We start from the raw sequence: 22,485 nt of genomic DNA, 5'->3' as shown, positions 1-22,485 counted from the left end.
AAAAGGAGTGTTTTTAATTACTATTAGCAAGATAGTTAAAATTGAACATCAGAGCCATGTTACTTGATGGATAGTTGGATTGAATTTATAAATGAGGCCAAAGGCTCATAATAAAAAAGATTCAAGGTTTATGAGGCTATAACTTATGTACTGGAAATGTAGAAAGTAATGGAAAGCGGCAGAGCGCCATATTTTTCCAATGTGTGGTCATAGGGAATATTTGCCTCCACACCTTCTATTGAGGTATAGGGACCGCAACATTCTCCTTGCCTAAAACTTGCGTTGAAACTTACAAATGATGACTCACCGTCTTTAATATTTATTGTGAACGATTTTTGACCGAATTCTTCGGTTGAAACCGGTACGACAATAACCATTCCTGTGATAGGGTATTGTTCTATAGAAAATGTAACGTTTTGGTTTTGTTCATTCAAAATTTGTATGGCTCCTGAATCCAAAGCTCCATTGGCTAGTAAATTCTCATCGTTTTCCAGACTTAAAAACGTTAATCGGATGATGTCTTCACCAACAAAGCAATCCACTAAAGAACAATCTATTGAGTTGTCATCTGATTTACACGATAAAACGAATACTGAAATGAATAAAAGCAGTAGTTTTTTAGACATGAAGTCTTTTTTTTAAAAAGATGAAGATATGCCGTTTTGGTTGCTTTGTTTTCGACTACCATCCACCGGAAGCACCGCCGCCTCCAAAGCCACCGCCACCGAAACCGCCACTAAACCCACCTCCACCACCGAGGCTTCCGCTACCAAAACCACCTGAAGAACCTGAGCTGCGACCCATATTGCTGAGGATGATCATATCCCAAATGTCAAGTCCGCCGCCCCTGCGACCACCTGGACCTCTGCCGCCTTTGTTTTTACGGCTCCATAAAATAATGATGATGATAATAAAGATAATGATAGGGAAAAGGGCGTCAAGAGGGAATTTTTTACCACTCCCAAAGGTACGGTCTTCGGTAAATTCGCCCGTAAGGACTTTAAAAATAGCATCGGAACCTTTGTCCAGACCACTATAATAATCCCCTTTTTTAAATTCCGGGATAATCACGGTTTCGATTATTCGTCTCGACATTAAATCGGTAAGACGGCCTTCTACGCCATAGCCAGTGTTGATGGCAATTCTACGGTCGTCTTTGGCCAAAAGTACAAGCACCCCATTGTCCTTGTCCGCTTGTCCAATGCCCCATTTTTGTCCCCATTGTGCCCCTAAAAAATTAATGCTTTCACCTTCGGTGGAACTAATAATGATAACCACTATTTGTGTTGAGGTACTATCGGAATACTGAACCAGCTTTTGTTCCAGTGCATTGCTTTGCGATGGGGATAGCAGGTTCACATAATCGTAAACGCTGGTTTGTTTTTGCGGTTTTTCGGGTATGGTAAACTGCCCCCAAGCAAGGGAAACGTATAAAAAAGCCAGAAATAAACTACCCTTTGGATATCGCATCGTTCAGTTCATTGGTGTCGTTATGGTTCCATGGAAAGTGGGCTTCCAGTTCTTTGCCTGCCATAAGGATTCCCTCAACGATACCTTGTTTAAAATCCCCTTTTTTAAAATGGGATGCCATTACATCTTTGGTGGTGTCCCAAAAACCTTTGGGAACGGCCCTGTCAATACCTTCTCCACCGTAGATCACAAATTTTTTATCGTCCACAGCCACATAAACAAGTACACCATTTCCTTCTTTGGTGTTGTCCATTTTTAGAAAATGGAAGATTTGTTGTGCCCGGCTAAAATGATCTATTTTGGTGGAGGCTTCAATATGTACCCGTATTTCACCAGAAGTATTTTTTTCGGCCTCAACAATGGCCTCAACAATTTCCTTTTCTTCCTCGGCGGTCAAAAACTCTTCTACGTGCGACATCATTTAATTGAATTCAAAATCCACTTCGGGAACATCTTCCGAACCGGCATCTGATTTGAAAAGGGCCATCGGGTCAAAATTGGCCATGCTGGCCACAATATTGGTCGGGATTTGCTGTATTTTAATATTGTATTCCCCGGCCAGATCGTTAAAACGGTTGCGTTCTACATTGATTCTATTCTCTGTGCCTTCCAATTGGGACTGTAGTTCCAAAAAGTTCTGATTGGCCTTTATATCGGGATAGCGCTCCACGGTAACCAATAACCGGGATAGGGCGGAGGAAAGTCCTGTTTGGGCCTGTTGAAACTCTGCCAATTGTTCGGGCGTAATATTGTTGGCGTCTATACTGGTTGAGGTGGCCTTTGCCCTTGCTTCGATAACGGCCGTTAGGGTTTCCCGTTCGAAATCGGCGGCGCCTTGTACTGTTTTCACCAAGTTCCCGATCAAGTCGCTTCTGCGTTGGTAAGAACTCTCCACATTGGCCCATTGCTTAGTGGCCTGTCCTTTCATGTCGACAAGCTTGTTGTTGGTGCTTACGTACCATCCTACAACGATTACCCCTAAAATCCCCAGGGCAATAATGGCTATAATACCTTTTTTCATTTTCTATTGGTTAAGTGTTTATAGTTGTTCTTTTATTTTAAGGAGTTCCGCTTTTACCTTTTGTAATTTTTGAATCACCTCAAAATTGGAAAGGGCTTTTTGTTTTTCCTCTTTCAGATGGATTTTGGCACCATCCAAAGTAAACCCTCGCTCTTTTACCAAATGGTAGATCAACTGAAGGTTTTGGATATCCTGCGGTGTAAACTTACGATTGCCCTTGGCATTTTTTTTGGGTTGGAGCACGTCAAACTCTTTTTCCCAAAAACGGATTAGGGAGGTGTTTACCCCAAAGGCCTTGGCCACTTCGCCAATGCCATAATATCGTTTTTCGGGTAGGTCTACGTGCATTAATCCAGTGATTGGTTCTCTTGATTGGCCAATCTGAGCATATTCTCAAATTCTTCCGTGGACAAACTTCCGTAGTAGAAGTTAATGGGGTTGATGCGTTCCCCATCCTTAAATATTTCGTAATGGACATGGGGTGCCTGGGAACGTCCCGTACTACCAACAAAGCCGATAAGGTCACCTCTTTTTACTTTTTGGCCAACAGTAACATTGTATTTGCTCATGTGCCCGTACAGTGAGATGTAACCGTAGCCATGGTCAATTCGCACATGTTTTCCATAACCGGACGACCTATTGTCGGCACGTACCACTTTTCCATCACCGGAGGCATATATTGGAGTGCCTCGTGGAGCGGTAAAGTCCATGCCCCAATGCATTTTACGTGCTTTGGTAAAGGGGTCCGATCGCCAACCATAACCAGAGGCCATTCGGGTAAGGTCTTCGTTGCTAACGGGCTGAATGGCCGGAATGGCGGCCAGTAACTTTTCCTTTTCTTCCGCTAATTTGGCAATTTCATCCAACGATTTGGATTGGATTACCATTTGTTTTTGGATAATGTCCAATCGTTTTACTGCATTGATGATGATTTCCGAATTGTTGAAGCCTTCAAGGTCTTTATAGCGGTTGACACCCCCAAAACCCGCTCTACGCTGCTCTTCGGGTATTGGGTTCGCTTCAAAATATAATCTGTAAATATTGTTGTCCCGATCTTCAATATTGGCCAAAACCTGTTCCATTTGGTCCATTTTCCTGTTCATGATATCAAACTGAAGTTCATAATTTCGAACCTCGCGTTCAAGGGAAAGTTCCTTGGGCGTATTTACCCATCGGGTGTTCAAAAGAATAATCAGTCCAAGGAAACCGAACAGTGCGGAGCCCAGCAAGAACAAGAAAATATTCCTGTACTTTTTGGATTTCTTCGGCTCGATCTTTCTATAAGAAAGTGTATCCGGATCGTAATAGTACTTAACTTTAGACATGAATGGATTTTATCCTATTTTTGCTCACTCATTTTAATCAGAACAAACAAATATAAAAATTGTTTTGCTTAAAGTGTTAAATTTAAGAAAACCCTAGGAATTCAATGACATCCCAAGAAGTTAGAAACCAGTTTTTAAACTTTTTTAAAGAAAAGAACCACAAGATTGTACCATCGGCACCCATGGTAATGAAAGACGACCCTACCCTGATGTTCACCAATGCCGGTATGAACCAGTTTAAGGAGTACTTTTTGGGGAATTCCGTTCCAAAGAGCAAAAGATTGACCGATACCCAAAAATGTCTTCGGGTGAGCGGTAAGCACAACGACTTGGAAGAAGTTGGGAAGGATACCTACCACCACACCATGTTCGAAATGTTGGGGAATTGGAGTATTGGGGATTATTTTAAAAAGGAGGCCATTGCGTGGGCATGGGAATTGCTCACCGAGGTATATAAAATTGATAAGGACAGTCTTTACGTTTCCGTTTTTGAAGGAAGCGGGGATGATGGATTGCCATTGGATCAAGAAGCTTACGATCTTTGGAAGGCAATTGTACCTGAGAATCGAATTATAAAAGGAAACAAAAAGGACAATTTCTGGGAAATGGGCGACCAAGGCCCCTGCGGACCCTGCTCCGAGATTCATGTGGATATAAGACCCAAGGAAGAAAAACAAAAAGTGGACGGAGCTTCGCTCGTAAACCAGGACCATCCGCAAGTAGTGGAAATTTGGAACTTGGTTTTTATGCAGTTCAACCGTAAGGCCAATGGAAGTCTGGAACCCCTTCCCGAAAAGCATATTGATACCGGAATGGGCTTTGAGCGCTTGTGCATGGTGCTTCAGGGCGTGCAATCCAATTACGATACCGATGTTTTTACCCCGCTGATTCGCGAGGTGGAAATCATTACAGGGAAAAAATATGGCAAGGATGAGCAAACCGATATCGCAATCCGTGTGGTGGCCGACCATGTGCGTGCCGTGGCATTTTCCATTGCCGATGGGCAATTGCCCAGCAATACGGGAGCAGGTTATGTAATCCGAAGGATATTACGCCGTGCTATTCGCTACGGATTCACCTTTTTGGACACCAACAAACCATTCATCTACAGATTGGTCAAGGTGTTGGGCGAACAAATGGGGAAAGCGTTCCCGGAGTTGAAGGAGCAATATCAACTAATCGAAAATGTGATCAAAGAAGAGGAAAGCTCATTTTTGAGCACTTTGGAACAAGGATTGGTGTTGTTGGATTCCGTGATAAAATCCTCCAAGGATAAAACCATAGCAGGTACAAAGGCCTTTGAGCTGTACGACACTTTCGGGTTTCCCATAGATTTGACCGCTTTGATTTTGGAGGAGAAAGGGTATCAACTGGACACGGAAGGGTTTGAAAAAGCCTTGAAAGCCCAAAAAGACCGTTCCAGAGCTGCTTCCGAAGTGTCCAAGGACGACTGGAACGTTTTATTGACCGATGCTGAACAAGAATTTATCGGTTACGATAGCCTCGAAGCCAATGTGAAACTGGTAAAGTATCGTAAAGTGACCAGTAAAAAGGAGGGAGACCAATACCAATTGGTGTTCAATCTTACCCCATTTTACCCTGAAGGCGGTGGTCAGGTTGGAGATAAAGGCTATTTGGAAGCTCCCAACGGCGATGTTACTTATATCATTGACACCAAAAGGGAGAACAACGAAATCGTTCATTTTGCCAAATCGTTGCCAAAAGAAGTTTCGGGAACCTTTAAAGCCATCGTGGACAAAAAGCAACGTTGGAGAACGGCCTGCAACCATACCGCTACGCACTTGCTGCACCAAGCCCTGCGCGAAGTCTTGGGAGCCCATGTAGAACAAAAAGGCTCTGCTGTGCATTCCAAATATCTACGATTTGATTTCTCCCATTTTTCAAAATTGACGGTGGAGGAGCTACGGAAAGTCGAAAATTTCGTCAATGCCCGTATTGATGGACATTTGCCTTTGGAAGAAAACCGCAATGTTCCCATGAAAGAAGCCATGGAGCAAGGGGCGATGGCACTTTTTGGTGAAAAATACGGCGATACGGTCCGTACCATTCGTTTTGGACAATCCATTGAACTTTGTGGAGGTACCCACGTAAAGAATACCGCCGATATTTGGCATTTCAAAATAGTTTCCGAAGGAGCCGTTGCCGCTGGAATTCGAAGAATTGAGGCCATTACTTCTGATGCTGTTAAAGAATTTTATTTCAACAACAATCGTATGCTCTTCGAGATCAAGGATATGTTGAAGAACTCGCAAGACCCTGTAAAATCGGTGGCCAGTTTACAAGAAGAAAACCTTGCACTTAAAAAACAAGTGGAGCAATTGTTGAAGGATAAGGCCAAAGGACTCAAAAACGAACTGATTTCAGAATTGGAAGAAGTGAACGGAGTCCAATTCTTGGCCAAAAAAGTGGATTTGGATGCAGGTGGCATCAAAGATTTGGCTTTTGAAATAGGAGGTCAGGTAGATAAGTTGTTCCTATTGTTGGCCTCTGAAAAGGACGGAAAAGCCGTTTTGTCCTGCTACATTTCCAAGGATTTGGTGGCAGAAAAGGACCTGAATGCGGGAACCATTGTCCGCGAACTGGGGAAATACATCCAAGGTGGTGGGGGAGGACAGCCGTTCTTTGCTACTGCGGGTGGTAAAAACCCTGCTGGGATTCCCGATGCGCTGGATAAAGTAAAAGCTTATGTATCTTAATTAATTTTATTATTAACCCAACCTCTCTTGATATTATGTATGAAAAAAATCTTATATATATTTCTGATTTTTCAAGCCTGTGCTGAAAATGAGAGCAAAACAGAAGAGGGAAGGTCGTTTGAATCTGAAAAGGTAGTACTATCAGTTGATGATTCAATTAAAATTGCAGATTATTGGCAAAAGGCAAATAAAGTTCCTGTATATTCTGTGGATAGGCAGCGCTATTTGGATTCTGCTTTGATGATCAAACCTGATTCGGCCTATTTCTGGCAGCAGAAAGCAATGCCATTATATAAGGAACGTAAGTTTTCTATAGGAAAGCCCTTTTTGGAAAAAGCAGTTTTGTATGACCCGAAAAGATATTTGGATTACAGTGGGTTTATGAAATGTCTTTTCTCCAATGAGTACCAGGAGTCAATAGATGAACTAAAGCTGGCAAAGGAAAAGTTTGGAGATGGGTACGTGATGGACCATACTTATAATTTTTATATAGCATTGGATTATTTGCAATTGAACCAATTTGAGAATGCTAAAAATTACCTCCTAAAAAGTAAAGAGCAGCAATTCAAAGATTTCCCTAACGAACCTCCTGAGGAAGCATGCCATTATATGGATTGGTTTTATATGGGAGTAGTTGAATATGAACTCAAGAATTACGAAAAGGCAATCGAAAATTTTGATATGAGTTTAAAGGTTTATAAAAACTTTGGTGATGCTTTTTATTACAAGGCCATATCAGAATATAATTCTGGGAAAAAGGAGGAGGCTGAAAAAACAATCGAATTAGCATGGGAGAACAACCAAAATACAATTAATGAAGATCAAGTATATTATGTTGTTTATCCTTATCAAGTGTTTCATAGGTTAAGTCCGAGGTCTAGAAAAAAATAGATGTCAAATAATGGAATTACAAACCAAGATGCCTTTAACACCCAGCGATAATCCCATCGACTATCAAAGTAAGATGGTGCTTTTGGGTTCCTGTTTTGTGGAAAATATGGGTAATAAGTTGGACTACTTCAAGTTCCAGCAAATGCAAAATCCCTTTGGGATATTGTTTCATCCTTTAGCGATAGAAAATCTGGTTCAACGAGCTATTCAAGAAGAAACTTATGAGAAAGGAGATATTTTTGAGCAAGATGGCATCTGGCGTTGTTTTGAAGCCCATTCCAATTTACGCTCCGAGGATTCATTGGAATTGTTGCAACTCCTCAACCAAAGGTTGAAAGAAACCAAAATAGGGTTGGAAACTTCATCGCACATCATCATCACCCTCGGAACTGCATGGGTGTATGAGCATCAGGATTCAAATAAAATAGTGGCCAATTGCCATAAGGTGTCCCAAAAGCAATTCACTAAAAAATTGTTGAGCGTAACCGAAATCGAGTCCAGTCTCAATAATTTGGTGGGAATGATTCGCAAAATGAATTCCCTTGCACAAATCATCTTCACCATTTCGCCCGTTCGTCATGTAAAAGATGGTTTTGTGGAAAACCAGCAGAGCAAGGCGCATCTGTTTGCTGCCCTTTATCAAATAATAAAAGGACACAGTGTGTCCTACTTTCCATCCTATGAAATTATGATGGACGAGTTGCGCGACTACCGTTTTTATGACAAGGATATGGTGCATCCTAACGAACTTGCCGTCGATTACATTTGGGAAAAATTTAAATTGGTCTGGATTTCATCAAAATGTTATGCTGTTTTGGATAAGGTGGATGCCGTTCAAAAAGGATTGTTGCATAGACCATTTAACCCCGATTCTGAAGCGCATCAAAAGTTTAAAACATCGCTCCGCACAAAAATTACGTATCTTCAAGAAAGGTATTCTTTCATGAAATTTGATTAAATGAAAAAAGTTTTAGCAGGAGCAGTAATTGCCTTGGCCTCGGTTTTGATCTATAAATCGTGCACCGATGACCGAGAGCAAAAATCCATTCTTGAAGAAAACTCCATGCTCATTCAGCAGGAATTGCGAAACGTATCCAAATTGGTGGTTTCCGAAGGGCATTTTGCCGAAGTCTACAATTACAAAGATTCCAAAGAACTGTTCGGGCCGTTGGTAACCGCACACAAGAAAGCATTGGTTGTGGTAAATGCTGACGTTTCCATTGCTTATGATATGTCCAAAATAGGCTATGAGGTGGACGAGGGGAATAAATTGCTGAAGATTACACAAATTCCAGAGCCAGAGATAAAAATAAGTCCCGATTTTGAGTACTACGATGTTACCGCAGATTACTTGAACCCCTTCAACGCAGGGGATTACAATGCCATTAAGCGCAACGTGAATGCTTCCTTAATGAAGAAAATAGAAGCTTCCTCTTTGCGTTCCAATGCGGAAAACCGACTGGTCAGCGAACTGTCGCGCATTTTGGTGCTCACCAATACCATGGGCTGGACCTTGGTCTATGAAAACACTCCTGTTGAAAATGCCGAACAGTTGAAAACTTTTTTGGATTAAACTGTCACAGGAGAAGGTTAGGATTAACTTACCAAGGCCGTATCCACCAGTTGGAGACCATCATCAATTAAATGGCCTACCTTGGGGTTATCCCGCTTAATGTGTTCCAAGTGTTCCAAAATCTCTTGCTGATACTCTTGATTGTTGTCCTGTTTGGCCAGTTCGTACAATTCTACGGGCAGTAACCAATCTTTTGGATGTTCTTTTTTAAGGGCTTGGAAGACCTTGTTTCGTGAAATCGTGATGTTTTTTCCTTCCCTAAAATGCCTGATTTGTTCATAATACCGCTCCAATTGCAACCTTTTTTCGTCTTTTTTGGATTTTATGGCGCTTTCTGTAATCTGATGGCTGGTTAGGTCGAAACTATTAAGGTCTGCGGGACCATTATAAGCTGATACAATGTGTTGGCCAACAGCCATGTGGTACAATTCCCATTCAGGTTGGAATAAGGTTTTATCGTTGTGGGTAACCGTGCAATTTTCAAAAGTGATAAGAATGATTTTGCCCATTAAGTTTCGGGTGCCCGTTACTATGGTTCCTTCCACTTTGATGCCGCCTTCGAACTCCAGGGCAATTTGTTCCCCTTCATAAATTTTATAGGCTTTAAGGTCGCGTGGCCCCATGTCTTCAATGGCAATGTTGATGCCTTTCAACTTTCCGATAGGTGAACCAAAACCATCGGCATGGTGAGCAATACTGTGCCCGACCAATTCTTTTTCACGATAGGCAAGGGCCGTGCCGCCCTTGGTTTGTATATAGATAGGTTTCCCGTCGTTTTCAATTACATTGTTGAATTCCCCGGAGATTTGCAGTCCCGTACTCAATTCGATGGTACCGAGCGCTTTGGAACCAATCAACTTTTTGATGCCTGAAAGCCCTCCTGTTCGCACGGCCATGGTATTGGCAAAATCTTCCAAAACCTGACTTAAAAAAGCAAAATCGGGTGTCACAAAAAGCTGTGGTTGTGGTTTGGTGATATCAAACTCGGTGCGGGCCGCTTCAATGGAGTATGGAATCTTTTTCACTTTGTCCGTCATGCACCACGTACTTTCACCAATGGACGAAAGTAGCCCTGCTCCATAAATTTTTGGGTTGTACACCGTGCCGATCAAACCATATTCCACGGTCCACCAATGTAGGTTTCGTATTAGGGCCATTTCACTGGGTTCCCCCATATTTTCTTGTAGTTGCTCAATATGCTTTTCGGCTTCTTCTATTTCACTTTGCGGGGTGCCATGTGCTTCTTTTATTATGGAAAGATGTCGCACCGCATTGTAAAGTTCATAATCCTTGGCGCTGGAAATGGCCTTGCAGCCAATCTCGCCAAAACGGCGTAAATATTCTGCGTATTCTGGATTGGCGATAATGGGAGCGTGTCCGGCACCTTCGTGAATAATATCGGGTGCAGGGGTATATTCTATATTTTCAAGTTGTCGAATATCCGAAGCGATCACGAGCACATTGTAGGCTTGGAACTCCATAAAGGCAGAAGGTGGGATAAAACCATCGACTGCAACGGCAGCCCAACCAATTTCTTTGAGGATTCTGTTCATGCCGTACATATTGGGGATATGATCTATGGAAATCCCTGTCTTTTTCAAACCATCCACGTATGAGCTGTGGGCCACTTTACTCAAATAATCCACGTTTTTGCGCATCACGTAGCGCCAAACCGCTTGGTCAATGGCCGTGTACGCTTCATAATTTTGTGGTTTTATGAATTGTTTGAGATGCTTCGGTAGTTTGTCCAGTATAGGATTGGATTCGTAGCTCATGAGTCAATTTTTGTGCGACTTAAAGATATGAAATAGAGCGTGGATTTTCTCTTAAGGAAAGTTAAGGGTAATAAAAAAGAAGTTGTCTGAATGGGTTTTTATTGTCAATTCGAGCGTAGTCAGTCGAGAATTTATGGCGTTGATGCCTTAAAAAGGTTTCGCCTGCGCTCAACCTGACATTGTTTAATTCATTCAGACAATCTCTTGTAGGTTTTAGTTGGAGGCCACTGTCATTTGCGGCGGGTACTCTTCCAAAATCTGCGAAACAAATTCTTTGATGCGTTGCTCTTTCTTTTCAATGTTTTTGGTATTGTTCAGTGTACCTACGCCACGACCTTGCCAAACCAGTTCTTTTTTATTGGCATCGATCAGGTCGATGTACAAAGAACCTTCGGTACGGGTGCTAACATTGTTGCCATAGCCTCCCCAGCCCCAACCCCAACCGGGACCCCAGGCCCATGGGCTGTAGAATCCGCCCCAGCCCCAACCGAAGTTGTTGTAGACGTCCACACGTTCGCGCTCTTTGGTAAAAATGCTGATCAATACATCGGGGTTGTCGGATTTGACAAATCCACGAGAACCCATTTCAGCCTCAATGGCCCTTAAAATTCTTTTCTTGTCCAAATCCGAAATTTGGGCTTTATCTATACCAGTTTTGTAAAAAGCATAGCTTTTATAGGTGTTAAAGTCAGCTTTTTGGTCGTAATCGGAAACCACCCGTACGGAAGTACAGGAGGCCAACAAACCAAAGGAAAAGACAATCAGTGCAAAACGTTTTAAACTTTTCATAGTACTTTTTTTAATTTCTTGAGATATGATTAAATAATCTACAAATATTATGCCGAATGCCTAATTCTGGGTGTTTGTTTTGGCATTATATCCATAGGGGCAATGGCGGCAACCACTTTCGCAACAATAACCACGTTTTAGGTGGTATTTTTCGGTAAACACCCTATACCCTTGTTCCGATACGTAATAATCACCCTCTTCCAAGGGAATGTGCTCTTTCATGTGGTTTGCGCCATTTTACTCTATAATCGAGATTTAAACCTAACTTCCATCAGGCAAGTTGCTCCGATTCCTCATGGGGTTGCCCAGAGGTAGTTTACTATATAAATTTACGGTTTTCGCCGGAATAGAACGAAGGTTTTAAGACTTTCAAAACAAGGTTATTCACCGAAAATGTTGATGGATTTCTCCTAACTATCCAATTTTGAGCACTTTTTGCAGTTATATTTGTTAGACTAACCAAAGGAATGGGATCAAGTGATACTAGTCTTTAAACATTTCTTCTATAAAAATTATGTGGGTCTCTCGCTATGGCCTTTCATTATCCTAAAGGAAGATGCTCTAATGGCCGACGAGGTGCTAATTAACCACGAACGCATTCACTTAAAGCAACAGCAAGAACTGCTCATATTGCCGTTCTATGTGCTCTATGTTTCGGAATGGTTGTTTCGTACCGTCCTTTATTTGGATAGTTACCGCGCTTACCAAAACATCAGCTTTGAGCGTGAGGCATACGCCAATGAAAAGGATATGCAATATCTATCCAACCGCAAAACCTTTGGTTTTTTACATTATTTGACGCGATAATTTTTGGATTGAATATTCACAATCAGCATATAGATATTCCTCTTCTCCGAGAAAAGGGAGTTACCCTCAACATCAAAAGGGAAGATACCATCCATCCCTTAATTTCGGGCAATAAATACCGTAAACTCAAATACAACCTGCTCGAAGCCAAAAAAAGAGGTAAAGATACCCTGCTCACCTTTGGTGGAGCTTTTTCCAACCATATTGCGGCCACGGCCTATGCGGGACATGAACAAGGCCTAAAAACCATTGGCGTGATTCGGGGCGAAGAATTGGAAAACAAGTGGCAGGACAACCCGACCCTAAAATTGGCCCACGAACACGGAATGCAGTTCCATTTTGTATCCCGAAGTCATTATCGTCTCAAAAGTGAAGCATCATTTCTTCAAAATTTAAAAGAGCGGTTTGGGGATTTTTACTTGTTGCCCGAAGGTGGAACCAATGCTTTGGCGGTAAAGGGATGTGCGGAAATCTTAACGCAGCTTGATGCAAAATTCGATTACATCTGTTGTGCGGCGGGTACAGGCGGCACCGTGGCAGGTCTCATCAACGCATCCCAACAGCATCAAACAGTTTTGGGGTTCCCCGCGTTAAAGGGAAATTTTTTAATCGAGGAGATTCGTACATTTGCCGATAATAATCGTTGGAGACTCGTAACTGATTATCATTTTGGGGGCTATGCCAAGGTGGATTGCGATTTGGTCGGGTTCATTAACCAATTTAGGAAGGAAACTGGGGTTCCCTTGGATCCTATTTACACGGGAAAAATGCTTTTTGGTATTTTTGACCTTGTAAAAAGGGATGTTTTTCCACCAGAAACCCAAATCTTGGCCATCCATACAGGGGGATTACAAGGAATAAAAGGTATGAACCAAATACTGAAGAAGAAAAATTTACCGTTATTGGAGGTATGATCAGGCGAATAATATATGTATTGATTGCGGCACTTTTGCTCTCTAGCTGTGGTGCCAAAAAAAGAAGGTCAACCCAAAGAAAGGGTGCGCCCGTTGTGGTGAACAGCGAAAGACCTGCCACCAGCACTAAGGATTTAGAGACCGAAGAGGTGCGGGATCTGTATCCCATGCCCGAAGATAGGGGGCGTTTTGAGCGTTTTCCTATTTCCGATACCAAAGATTATATCGAAACCTTTGCCGAAATTGCCCAGTACGAAATGCGTGCCTTTGGCATTCCCGCCAGTATTACCCTGGCCCAGGGTATTTTGGAAAGCGGCTCTGGTAGAGGCGAACTTACGCTAAAGACCAACAATCATTTTGGGATCAAATGTCACACGGGTTGGCAGGGCGAATTTGATTTTCATGATGATGATGCCAAGGGGGAATGTTTCCGCAAGTACAACCACCCGATGTACTCCTTCCGCGACCACAGTATTTTTCTGTCCACGCGTTCACGCTATGCGTTTTTGTTCAACTACAAACGGGACGATTACAAAAAATGGGCACATGGACTTCGACAAGCGGGGTATGCTACCGATCGCAAGTACCCACAAAAGTTAATCTCCATAATAGAGAACTACAATCTTTATGAATACGATGAAGCGGTATTGGAAAACGGTTTGCCCATAGTGCGCGAACCCAGACAATACGAAATATTTACCCATACCGTAAAAAGGGGCGACACCTTGTATGCCATTTCCAAACGCTACGATATTTCGGTAGATGAGCTTCGCCGCCTCAACAATTTAAATGATAACATTATTTCCGTAGGGCAGGTGCTCAACATTCGGGTGACGCAGTAATTGTGCCCTGAGCATAGCCGAAATGCAGGAATGACAAAATTGACTTCCAAGAAAGTATTATCCTCATTACCTTTGCGGCACGAATGTCATTCCGCACGGATGCTGAGCGTAGCCGAAGCACGATGCGGAATCCAATTGGTTGTACAATGGATTCCTGCTTTCGCAGGAATGACAAGCAATAAAAACAGATTCCTGCCAAAGTTTATACAGTGCATAGCCTTAGTGCAGGAATGACAAAATTGACTTCCAAGAAAGTATTATCCTCATTACCTTTGCGGCACGAATGTTATTCCGCACGGATGCTGAGCGAAGTAGAAGCACGATGCGGAATCCACTTGATTAAAATGGATTTCTGCGAACGCAGGAATGACAAGTAAGAGAATAATAAAAAAGATTCCTGTCGGAGTCTATGCTGAGCATAGTCGAAGTACGGGAATGACATAGAACATATATGATTTACCAACGAAGCAGCACCTTGTTTGCAGAGGCCAAAAAATACATCCCTGGAGGAGTAAACTCACCTGTACGAGCGTTTAAAGCGGTGGGGGGCGACCCTATTTTTATCAAGGAGGCCAAAGGCGCCTACCTGTACGATGAAGATGGCAACCAACTTATCGACTATATTGCTTCGTGGGGACCCCTTATTTTGGGTCACGCGTACGAGCCGGTGATCAATGCGGTAATCGATAAGGCTAAAAAGGGAACTTCCTTTGGAACGCCCACCGAAATTGAGACCGAAATCGCCAAACTGGCGGTGTCCATGGTGCCGAACATTGATAAAATCCGTTTTGTGAACAGTGGTACCGAAGCTTGTATGAGTGCGGTACGCCTCGCGCGCGGGTACACGGGCAAGGACAAGATCATCAAATTTGCAGGTTGCTACCACGGTCATTCCGACTCTTTTTTGATACAAGCGGGGAGTGGTGCCGTTACCTTTGGTAGCCCCAACAGCCCTGGTGTAACGCAGGGCACAGCTAAGGACACACTACTGGCCGATTACAACGATTTGGAAGGGGTAAAAGCCTTGGTGGAGGCAAATAAAGGTGAAATTGCCGCCATTATTTTGGAACCCGTAGCAGGGAACATGGGTTGTATTATCCCTAAAGAAGAATTTATACAAGGATTGCGCGATCTCTGCACCCAAGAAGGCATTTTGTTGTTGTTTGATGAGGTAATGACTGGCTTTCGTCTCGGAAAAGGAGGCGCACAGGAAGCCTTGGGCATTGATGCGGATATTGTAATGTTCGGAAAAGTGATCGGGGGTGGATTGCCCGTAGGGGCGTTTGCGGCCCGAGCCGAGATTATGGCGCATTTGGCCCCCGATGGACCCGTGTACCAAGCGGGAACCTTGAGTGGAAACCCTTTGGCCATGAGTGCGGGACTGGCCATGCTTACCGCGCTGAACGATAAGCCTGAAATTTTTACCAGCTTGGCCGAAAAAACGGAGTATCTGCACAAGGGTATTGCCATGGTATTGACCAAAAAAGGGATGCCACACCAAATTAACCGATATGGCAGTATGATCTCCGTACACTTTACGGACGAACCGGTGGTGGATTTTGCCAGCTCGGCAAAGGGTAACAACGATACTTTTAAGAAATATTTCCATGGAATGTTGGAGAACGGGGTGTACTTACCGCCCTCTGCTTTTGAAAGCTACTTTTTAAACGATGCCCTCAGTTATGCCGATTTGGATAGGACGATTGAGGCGGTAAACAACGTATTTTAAGCTGCCGTTTCGAAGAAGCGTAGCGGCGAAATCTAAAAGAGGCACTTTCCCAAAACACCCCTAAGGTCCCCTCAAGGGGACAATGGTACAGTGTCAGAAATGATGAATGGGAGCGAAATGATGGCTAAGATTTAGTTGGTACCAAGAGTTCCCGTACATCCACGTCCAGTATCTTGGCGATTTGTCGCAATACAGGAATGCTGGGCTGGGCATTGTTATTGCAGTAATTGGTGACCACTACGTAGCTTTTACCGATTTGCTCCGCTAACCACGTTTGGGTTCTACCTTGTTGTTTCAATACCTCTTTAATTCTATTCATAAGGAAAAGCGATACATGAACATATTACTTTGTAATATGAAATTGTACCATATCACAAACTGTTTATTTATCGTATAGCAAAATACAATACTTTAAAATGTTGTGAAATAATATAAAACGATATAAATTTATATTGAAATACAATAATATTTATTTGTAATGCATAGCAAACCCTTAGCAGTACGGCTTATACAGCAAGATTTAAAACATAGCCAGCTTACGGAACATTTAAGGCAAATGGGTTTGGATGATGGCGGGCTGTATGCTTTGGATTTGATGACCATTGTAGCCGAGCTTATGGAAGTGCCACCCAAGAAAATGGAAAACTTTGTAGAAATCTATGGTAGTTGCTTGGATAAAGCTACTGAGTATCCAATTACTTATTTGGGAGAACATCTTTTGCCTGTTGCGGAGTGCTGTTACAAAAAATTGTCACAGTGTTTGGAGTGCTGTTGATTCCCGCAAACACGTGCGCAGGCATTTTTCCTAACGGTTTATGGATGGTGCGTAGCCACAGGGTATGCACTATACATTTTGGTTAAGGAACGTAATTAATTTATTGTTGTAAAATCAGTTACGATATTTGTTATAAATTCATTAAATGTGTTTTCAAGTTTTCTGAATTCTGCAGTTTTTTCGAAAGAAGCCCAACATTTTGACAAAGCTGATTTTTCATCAGAAGCCAACCCTTCATTTACCATTTCTAAGAATAAGGTATGATGGTCACTTATGGTTAATGCAGACTGAATAACAGAATTTGGGTTTTCGTCTAAATAAGCTTTTACTAGAAATTTTTCGGGTGCTGTGAATGGGTATAGAAAAAAACTTTTTTCATTAGGATTGTTGTGATATTTAGAATAGTCTGGTTTATTTTTATAATCGCCATCGAAAACACAAGCATATCCAATCTTTAGTCTCATTTGAGGGAAATTCTTTTTGTGTCTGTCATAATCGTTCTTAACCATATTTGCTGGTCCCGATTCAATAATATTAACAAGCCTATCAAAGTACTTATATTTTGAGTTTAGCTTCATTAAAAGTTCTCTCAATATAAATTTTGCTATATCATCTTCACAATAGAGATTTAACAATGGATATGCTTTTGAATCCATTTTAGAAAAAGCAGCATTTACTGAAATTTTACTAATACACTTTGTTTCTCCACTATCTTTAGGTTCTATGAATTTTCTACATTTTGAATTAAATGCGGAAATTAATGTAGGGGAATGAGTTGTTATTATGAATTGCTTTTTGTCTCTCCAACTATAATAATGTATAATATCCGCAATTCTTCTTTGAATATAAGGATGAAATCCTGCCTCTATTTCATCAATTAAGATTAAAGAGTTTTTAGGACTGTCAATTATTTCTTGTAGGATATTTAACACTGATTCTTCTCCTGATGCAGCGTTGTAGCTAGAGTAATCTTCAATTCCATTTTTTAATAGAAATGCCTTCTTGTTAATATGTGAGCCAATCTCATATATTTCAATAGCATTTGGTAATGAAAATATGTATTGAAATGATTCTTCTACTTCTGGACTTACTCTTGTTTGAGGTGCAGATAATATTTTTCTTAGTAAACTATTGGATACATTTCTAGCAGGTAAAATTCTCTCTAAATCTATAAATCTCACATCACGGTTTCGGATTTGAGCATTTTTTCTTTTCGGGTCTCTTGACGCCTTGCCAACTCCACTCCAGGACTTACTTGTATGTAACCTTCTTGATTTTCCCTTTCTTGGTTCATTTCCAACTCTCCATTCTAATTGATATTCGTAGTCTCTAGTACTAGTTTCATAATTCGTAAATTGAAGTACATCTTTCCAAGTATGTCTTCTCAATGTAGATGTCGGCTTGGTGGAATCGATACGTAAAAAATTATAGTGACTACAAGCAATCAAGAGCAATATGCTAGTTTTTCCAATCTTATTAGTTCCACTAATTACGGTTATTGGATGTTCAAAATTTATTTCAAGATTCTGAATATGTCTAAATTCTGAAATTTTAATTTTCGTGACGAAATGAGTAAAACTATTTTCGGCATTATTAAAAACAGAAGGGTTATAATTCAGTAGTTTTTTCTTATCCTTTTTTAAATTTTGTAATTCCAAAGTTTACTTTTTTATGTTGCCTAACTTGTTTATTGAAGCATAAAGCATATCGCTATACACCCAAATCGGGAGGTAGCCAATGTATTCATCTTTATTTATGCAAAGCATAAAAGGTTGCTCTAAAGTTCTTGGGGGAGGGGCTGCGAATCGCAAATTACCAAATGTTAACAAAATGCCATTGCGCAAAAACCTCAAAAAAACTGGGGATTTTCTACAATTTGCAGTGAACAGTTGACATTTGTCAATAAACAATGAGCAATTAACAGTTTACAATAAACAATAAACAGTCACCAATGAACAATGAACAATTTAGGGTGAAGGGTGAAAAGGACGAAGGGTAAAAGTTAAAAGGTTTACGGGTCAAGGGTGGGGTGGAAGTTGAAAATTAAAAGTTGAAAATGACCTATGCTCTGTTAAAATTTGGCTTGTTTTCCAAACACCAAACACCAAACACCAAACACCAAACACCAAACACCAAAAGTCATTTCCGCTTTTTACCACGTCCCGTCATGGTGTCCATTAGGCCTTCTTTTAGGTTGATCCATAAATAATTAAAAAAGGATTTGTCCTGGTTGCGTTCCACTTTAAAATTTCCGTGGCGGAAGCCGTCCTTGTCCGTTTTGTGACCATCCTTTGCAAACAGGTTTACCACAGCGGTGAGCAACTTGTTTACGCCCAAACGGTCCTTTTTTAGCACAGTGAACTCAAATTTGTCGTATTTCATCTTCATATCGCCCTGCGATTCCTGCTCGTTCCCGCTAATGGTAAAAAACATTTGTTGTATGGTGCCTTTTACCTCGGCATTGAAATTGCTCTTTAAAAACGGACTAATACTTTCCGATTCAAAATTTATAAGGGAACCTGTAGCCAAAAAATCGTTGGACTTGCTCAGGGGATCAAAGGACCAATCCAAGGTAAAGGGGCCATTGCCCATGAGCTTGGCATTTGCATTCACGACAACCATACCGCTGCCTTTGCTGTGCAAGTTGTTTATGGTGGCTTCAATATCCGTAAAGCTCAGGTTTTTGGGGTCTACATCGGCTTCCAAACGCTCCTCGTAGGTAACCAGTCCTTGGGAAATTTGAATAAAATCCACCTGAAGGTCCAACTTAAGGTCGCGCAGTGCTTGATTGTACAGTTTTTTGTGTGTGGTATCGTCCGGCAACAATTTATCGCGGTACACATGAAAAACCGGTTCCTGCAATTGTATATGGCCCAAGTGGAAATAGGGAAGCTCGTTTTCCATGCCAAAATCCCAATCTTTTAAGATTAGGTTGTCAATGGTGAGGTCGTAATGGTCATGTTCGTGGGGAAGTCTTTTGGAAAGTTCCGCTTTGTTATACTTACTACGCAATACCACTTGCTGAAACAGGCCATCATATGGGTTTAATTGCATTTGTTGAAACTCGATAAATTCCAACGGACCTAAATCGTAGTACCCTTTTTCGGCATGGAGCTGGTATTCACCATAGGTAAAGGGAATATTTTGTGTAGATGTCTCTTGGTTAAAGTTGATATCGGAAAGGGTAAATTCAATGCCTTGTAGTGTGGCCAAGCTATCCGATGTTTGGCTCAGCATCTTAAAAGTTCCTTTATGGACGCTAAAGTTTTCAATATTGATGTTTTTGGATGGAATTTTTCCTTTCTCTTTTGATGTGCTATCCTTTTTCCTTTGATGATAGGTGATACTGGGCGTTTCCACAGTAAGGTTGGCAATGGTAATATCGCCATTTTGAAACAAGGGCAGATAGTGCAAACCGGAAACCGTAACGGATTTCGCTTTAAAATCGATGTCTTTTTTGGGAGAATTGCCAGACACATCGGTTAAACTAATTTTGCCCAAAAGTACGTTGGTGCTCAAATTTGCATAGCTGAAGTCTAGTTCTTCGGGCACGTTATCGTTTAGTACCGCTTTTATTTTGTTGGTGAAAAATAGTTGAGCTGCCACACCTGCCAAAATCAACAGTAAAATGATTCCGACCGCAATTTTTATGTAGCGTAAAACTTTTGATTGCGGCATAGCTATTTTAATGGTGTGTTTTTTTTCTAGTTAAAGGTTAAGACCCTGCCTTTGCCGGCAGTCAGGCCTGCAAACTTGCCCAACGGTAGTCAGATTTTATTGCAGTTACTTTAGTTTCTATAAATTTTATGCATAGTCCCCTCTCCGGTCTCCCCAAGGGGAGAAGTTTCCCTCCTTTGGAGGGATTAAGGGAGGACTTGATACCAGATGGCAAAGAATTTCATTCTTTTCTTTAAAACTATGAACTTCAAAACTATAGTGGTTTATTATATGTACGTTTGGGAGTAGTGGGTTAGTCTTTTTCTTCTTCTTCTTTCAAGAAGGACATAACTTTTGAAGGGGTATCTATTTGAATGACGTTATCTCCGTTCACCAGTATAGGTTGGGTTACCACCTTGGGATTGTTCACCAAAACTTTGAGCCAATCCTCATCGCCATGGAGGTCGTGTGTTTTTCCGTATTCCTTCATAAAATCCGGATGCTCGATATTGATGAGTTCCTTAATGGGTTTGTCCAATAGCTTGGCAAGTTCGGTCCATTGGGTGCCCGTTACCTTGGTCTTCGACAAGTCCACATCCAATATTTTTTTCTCGGAAGCTTTTAAATAAGCCAAGGTCTGCATGCCCACACTGGTCTCTGCATTGTAAAAAAGCTTTATTTCCCGTTTGTTTGTTGATATTACTCCCATATCGTCCTTCATTTAAATATCTTTTACTATAAAATAAAATATTTATGATGATAGGGCTTAACCCAATCCATTTTTTTCGTGTCGTAAAAGAAGATAAAAAGACGTTTAAAGTTGCTCCTTAATATATAGATAGCACATGCCCGAAAGTATGGCCAGGCCAAAACTTAGAAGGGTGCCGATAAGGACGTATTCCGTTAACTTTCGGTTTTTTCCCTTGTTAAGGTCGCCAAACCGAAACACGGATTTTGCCGTGATCAGTAAACCTATCGCGGCCCATTGCTGCATCAAAATAAAACCAAATACAAAGAGTCGTTCTAGCATACCAATGTAGGTCCCGGCATTTTTAAGGGAGCCACCTTCCCCAGATTCGTCGTCCTTGGCAACTTCATCAATATAAGGGGCCAACAACATCCGCATAACAATACCGGATACGTAAGTGACAAAGACCAAAAACGTAATCAATAAAAGTGAACTTTCAGTAAAAATTGCGGTACTGTCCAACGAAAAGGGAGATATCCAGTACAACACTCCCCCCAGCACCAAAAGGTGCAGTACTTGGTCCGCCACAAAGAGCCAACGGTAGTTTTTTGGGTTGCTAAGGTGTAGTTTCCCCAAGTCTATTAAATAGTGGGTCGCAACAATAAAAAGGATGGCGCCCACGTGTTGAAATTGCAATATGATCAACAGCACCAATACGTGTACTCCAATATGAAAGTATAGATATTTGGATTTACCCTTCTTAGCTAATTTATGCGCTACCCAATGTGCGGGTTGTAGGACAAAGTCTCCCAAAAAGTGGGCGAGTATCAATTTTAGGGCTAAAAGCGTCATAGTTGTGCGAGTTGGGTTCTGTAAAAATGAATCATTTTTTGGACTTCATCAAATCCTGCTTTGTTTAGCTCTTCACTAATGTTCCCTTGAGACTTGTTGAGTATTGATGCCAGCTCCTTTTGATTCAAATCAGGGTTTTCCATGGCGGTTTTTACCGTTTTTGAGATGGCCGGGGTCCAATTGTCCATAGTCAAAAGAGCCAGTTCTAGGAGCAGGTTGATGTGTTCGTCGAATACTTTATTGGGTGTTTTTATGGCCAAGTTTAGTTTTTTGAGGTTTTCGAAACATTTACCTGAATGTACAAAAGCACCGCCATTGGACTCCGTTATTTTTCCTGCATCATACGTTTTTTCTCCCAGACCGATTGCGATGCGAACATCCAATCCGCGTGTTTGCTTAATGCATGCCTTTATGTACACCGATGCCTCCAATGCCCGTTCCGGTGCCGTCTGCAACTGAAAACTGTCTCCCCTGTATATTTCCCATTCCGTGGGCTCTTTACCATAATGGCCCAGGGCCTGTTTTAGCACGGGCAGCCATTTGGCTGTTTTGTATTCTGTTGAATTTTTGATATCCCCTGTAAGAATAGCAACCATTTTTTCTCAATTTAGAGCAAATTATCTGCTTTTTAACAGATAATTTAAAATATCTGTTAATTGA

24 protein-coding genes are annotated in these 22,485 nt (G+C 41.5%); 9 read left to right on the top strand and 15 right to left on the bottom strand.

Annotated elements, in window-relative coordinates; translation table 11 throughout:
* Positions 1–143: 143 nt before the first annotated feature.
* From AC13CS_RS02595 to AC13CS_RS02570, 6 genes are read right to left on the bottom strand one after another with little or no spacing between them, the layout of a single operon-like run.
* Positions 144–626 (bottom strand): hypothetical protein, encoded by a 483-nt coding sequence (locus tag AC13CS_RS02595; RefSeq protein ID WP_293169324.1) that lies wholly within the window; start codon positions 624–626, stop codon positions 144–146.
* Between the two features lie 55 nt (positions 627–681).
* Positions 682–1,470, bottom strand: coding sequence for a TPM domain-containing protein (locus AC13CS_RS02590; RefSeq protein ID WP_482888344.1), 789 nt, complete (start codon positions 1,468–1,470; stop codon positions 682–684).
* Positions 1,451–1,888, bottom strand: a complete 438-nt coding sequence (locus AC13CS_RS02585) for a TPM domain-containing protein (protein WP_293169433.1) — start codon at positions 1,886–1,888, stop codon at positions 1,451–1,453. The genes AC13CS_RS02590 and AC13CS_RS02585 overlap by 20 nt, the downstream gene beginning before the upstream one ends.
* A 3-nt stretch (positions 1,889–1,891) precedes the next feature.
* Positions 1,892–2,491 (bottom strand): LemA family protein, encoded by a 600-nt coding sequence (locus AC13CS_RS02580; RefSeq protein WP_293169328.1) that lies wholly within the window; start codon positions 2,489–2,491, stop codon positions 1,892–1,894.
* An 18-nt stretch (positions 2,492–2,509) separates the two neighbouring features.
* Entirely contained in the window at positions 2,510–2,839 is a 330-nt protein-coding gene (locus AC13CS_RS02575) for a MerR family transcriptional regulator (protein WP_293169330.1), read from the bottom strand.
* On the bottom strand, positions 2,839–3,816 hold the full coding sequence (locus AC13CS_RS02570) for a M23 family metallopeptidase (protein ID WP_293169332.1): 978 nt from the start codon (positions 3,814–3,816) through the stop codon (positions 2,839–2,841). Before AC13CS_RS02570 ends, AC13CS_RS02575 begins: the two co-directional genes overlap by 1 nt.
* Positions 3,817–3,920: 104 nt before the next feature.
* Between AC13CS_RS02570 and alaS the strand changes: the two genes are divergently transcribed.
* Genes alaS through AC13CS_RS02550 form a run of 4 tightly spaced genes read left to right on the top strand, consistent with a single transcriptional unit; the run spans position 3,921 to position 8,997 of the window.
* Positions 3,921–6,533 (top strand): alanine--tRNA ligase, encoded by a 2,613-nt coding sequence (alaS, locus tag AC13CS_RS02565; RefSeq protein ID WP_293169334.1) that lies wholly within the window; start codon positions 3,921–3,923, stop codon positions 6,531–6,533.
* Between the two features lie 39 nt (positions 6,534–6,572).
* Complete coding sequence (locus tag AC13CS_RS02560; protein WP_293169336.1) at positions 6,573–7,424, top strand: tetratricopeptide repeat protein; 852 nt, start codon at positions 6,573–6,575, stop codon at positions 7,422–7,424.
* 10 nt (positions 7,425–7,434) lie between these two features.
* Positions 7,435–8,382 (top strand): GSCFA domain-containing protein, encoded by a 948-nt coding sequence (locus tag AC13CS_RS02555; protein ID WP_293169338.1) that lies wholly within the window; start codon positions 7,435–7,437, stop codon positions 8,380–8,382.
* A complete protein-coding gene (locus AC13CS_RS02550) occupies positions 8,383–8,997 on the top strand; it encodes a DUF4230 domain-containing protein (protein ID WP_293169340.1) in 615 nt (204 codons plus the stop codon).
* 23 nt (positions 8,998–9,020) lie between these two features.
* Here AC13CS_RS02550 and AC13CS_RS02545 read toward each other — a convergent pair whose 3' ends face one another.
* From AC13CS_RS02545 to AC13CS_RS02535, 3 genes are all read right to left on the bottom strand, one after another.
* Positions 9,021–10,772, bottom strand: coding sequence for an aromatic amino acid hydroxylase (locus AC13CS_RS02545; protein WP_293169342.1), 1,752 nt, complete (start codon positions 10,770–10,772; stop codon positions 9,021–9,023).
* A 213-nt stretch (positions 10,773–10,985) separates the two neighbouring features.
* Complete coding sequence (locus tag AC13CS_RS02540; protein ID WP_293169344.1) at positions 10,986–11,561, bottom strand: DUF4136 domain-containing protein; 576 nt, start codon at positions 11,559–11,561, stop codon at positions 10,986–10,988.
* A 60-nt stretch (positions 11,562–11,621) separates the two neighbouring features.
* Positions 11,622–11,783 (bottom strand): C1orf53 family protein, encoded by a 162-nt coding sequence (locus tag AC13CS_RS02535; protein WP_293169346.1) that lies wholly within the window; start codon positions 11,781–11,783, stop codon positions 11,622–11,624.
* Positions 11,784–12,038: 255 nt separating this feature from the next.
* On the opposite strand from AC13CS_RS02535, the gene AC13CS_RS02530 reads away from it, so the two are divergent.
* From AC13CS_RS02530 to hemL, 4 genes are all read left to right on the top strand, one after another.
* Positions 12,039–12,368, top strand: coding sequence for a hypothetical protein (locus AC13CS_RS02530; RefSeq protein WP_293169348.1), 330 nt, complete (start codon positions 12,039–12,041; stop codon positions 12,366–12,368).
* Positions 12,369–12,376: 8 nt separating this feature from the next.
* Positions 12,377–13,282, top strand: a complete 906-nt coding sequence (locus AC13CS_RS02525) for a pyridoxal-phosphate dependent enzyme (protein ID WP_293169350.1) — start codon at positions 12,377–12,379, stop codon at positions 13,280–13,282.
* Entirely contained in the window at positions 13,279–14,124 is an 846-nt protein-coding gene (locus AC13CS_RS02520; protein WP_293169352.1) for a glucosaminidase domain-containing protein, read from the top strand. The genes AC13CS_RS02525 and AC13CS_RS02520 overlap by 4 nt, the downstream gene beginning before the upstream one ends.
* A gap of 451 nt (positions 14,125–14,575) precedes the next feature.
* On the top strand, positions 14,576–15,853 hold the full coding sequence (hemL, locus tag AC13CS_RS02515) for a glutamate-1-semialdehyde 2,1-aminomutase (RefSeq protein ID WP_293169356.1): 1,278 nt from the start codon (positions 14,576–14,578) through the stop codon (positions 15,851–15,853).
* Between the two features lie 124 nt (positions 15,854–15,977).
* On the opposite strand, the gene AC13CS_RS02510 is transcribed toward hemL, so the two are convergent.
* Complete coding sequence (locus tag AC13CS_RS02510) at positions 15,978–16,172, bottom strand: helix-turn-helix domain-containing protein (RefSeq protein ID WP_293169358.1); 195 nt, start codon at positions 16,170–16,172, stop codon at positions 15,978–15,980.
* A gap of 159 nt (positions 16,173–16,331) precedes the next feature.
* Here AC13CS_RS02510 and AC13CS_RS02505 point away from each other — a divergent pair, with 159 nt between their 5' ends.
* Complete coding sequence (locus AC13CS_RS02505; RefSeq protein WP_293169360.1) at positions 16,332–16,628, top strand: hypothetical protein; 297 nt, start codon at positions 16,332–16,334, stop codon at positions 16,626–16,628.
* Positions 16,629–16,723: 95 nt separating this feature from the next.
* On the opposite strand, the gene AC13CS_RS02500 is transcribed toward AC13CS_RS02505, so the two are convergent.
* The 5 genes from AC13CS_RS02500 to AC13CS_RS02480 form a co-directional block, all read right to left on the bottom strand.
* A complete protein-coding gene (locus AC13CS_RS02500; protein WP_293169362.1) occupies positions 16,724–18,286 on the bottom strand; it encodes an AAA family ATPase in 1,563 nt (520 codons plus the stop codon).
* A gap of 481 nt (positions 18,287–18,767) precedes the next feature.
* Complete coding sequence (locus AC13CS_RS02495; protein ID WP_293169364.1) at positions 18,768–20,306, bottom strand: DUF748 domain-containing protein; 1,539 nt, start codon at positions 20,304–20,306, stop codon at positions 18,768–18,770.
* Between the two features lie 292 nt (positions 20,307–20,598).
* The gene (locus AC13CS_RS02490; protein WP_293169366.1) at positions 20,599–20,994 is read right to left on the bottom strand and encodes a thioredoxin domain-containing protein; all 396 of its coding nucleotides are present in this window, start codon (positions 20,992–20,994) and stop codon (positions 20,599–20,601) included.
* Positions 20,995–21,099: 105 nt separating this feature from the next.
* Positions 21,100–21,825 (bottom strand): DUF3307 domain-containing protein, encoded by a 726-nt coding sequence (locus AC13CS_RS02485; protein WP_293169368.1) that lies wholly within the window; start codon positions 21,823–21,825, stop codon positions 21,100–21,102.
* On the bottom strand, positions 21,822–22,421 hold the full coding sequence (locus AC13CS_RS02480; protein ID WP_293169370.1) for a transcriptional regulator: 600 nt from the start codon (positions 22,419–22,421) through the stop codon (positions 21,822–21,824). Before AC13CS_RS02480 ends, AC13CS_RS02485 begins: the two co-directional genes overlap by 4 nt.
* Between the last annotated feature and the right edge of the window lie 64 nt (positions 22,422–22,485).

The sequence above is a fragment of the Flagellimonas sp. B-3 genome (genome assembly GCF_056857835.1).
This window is presented reverse-complemented; position numbering and strand designations above follow the sequence as displayed.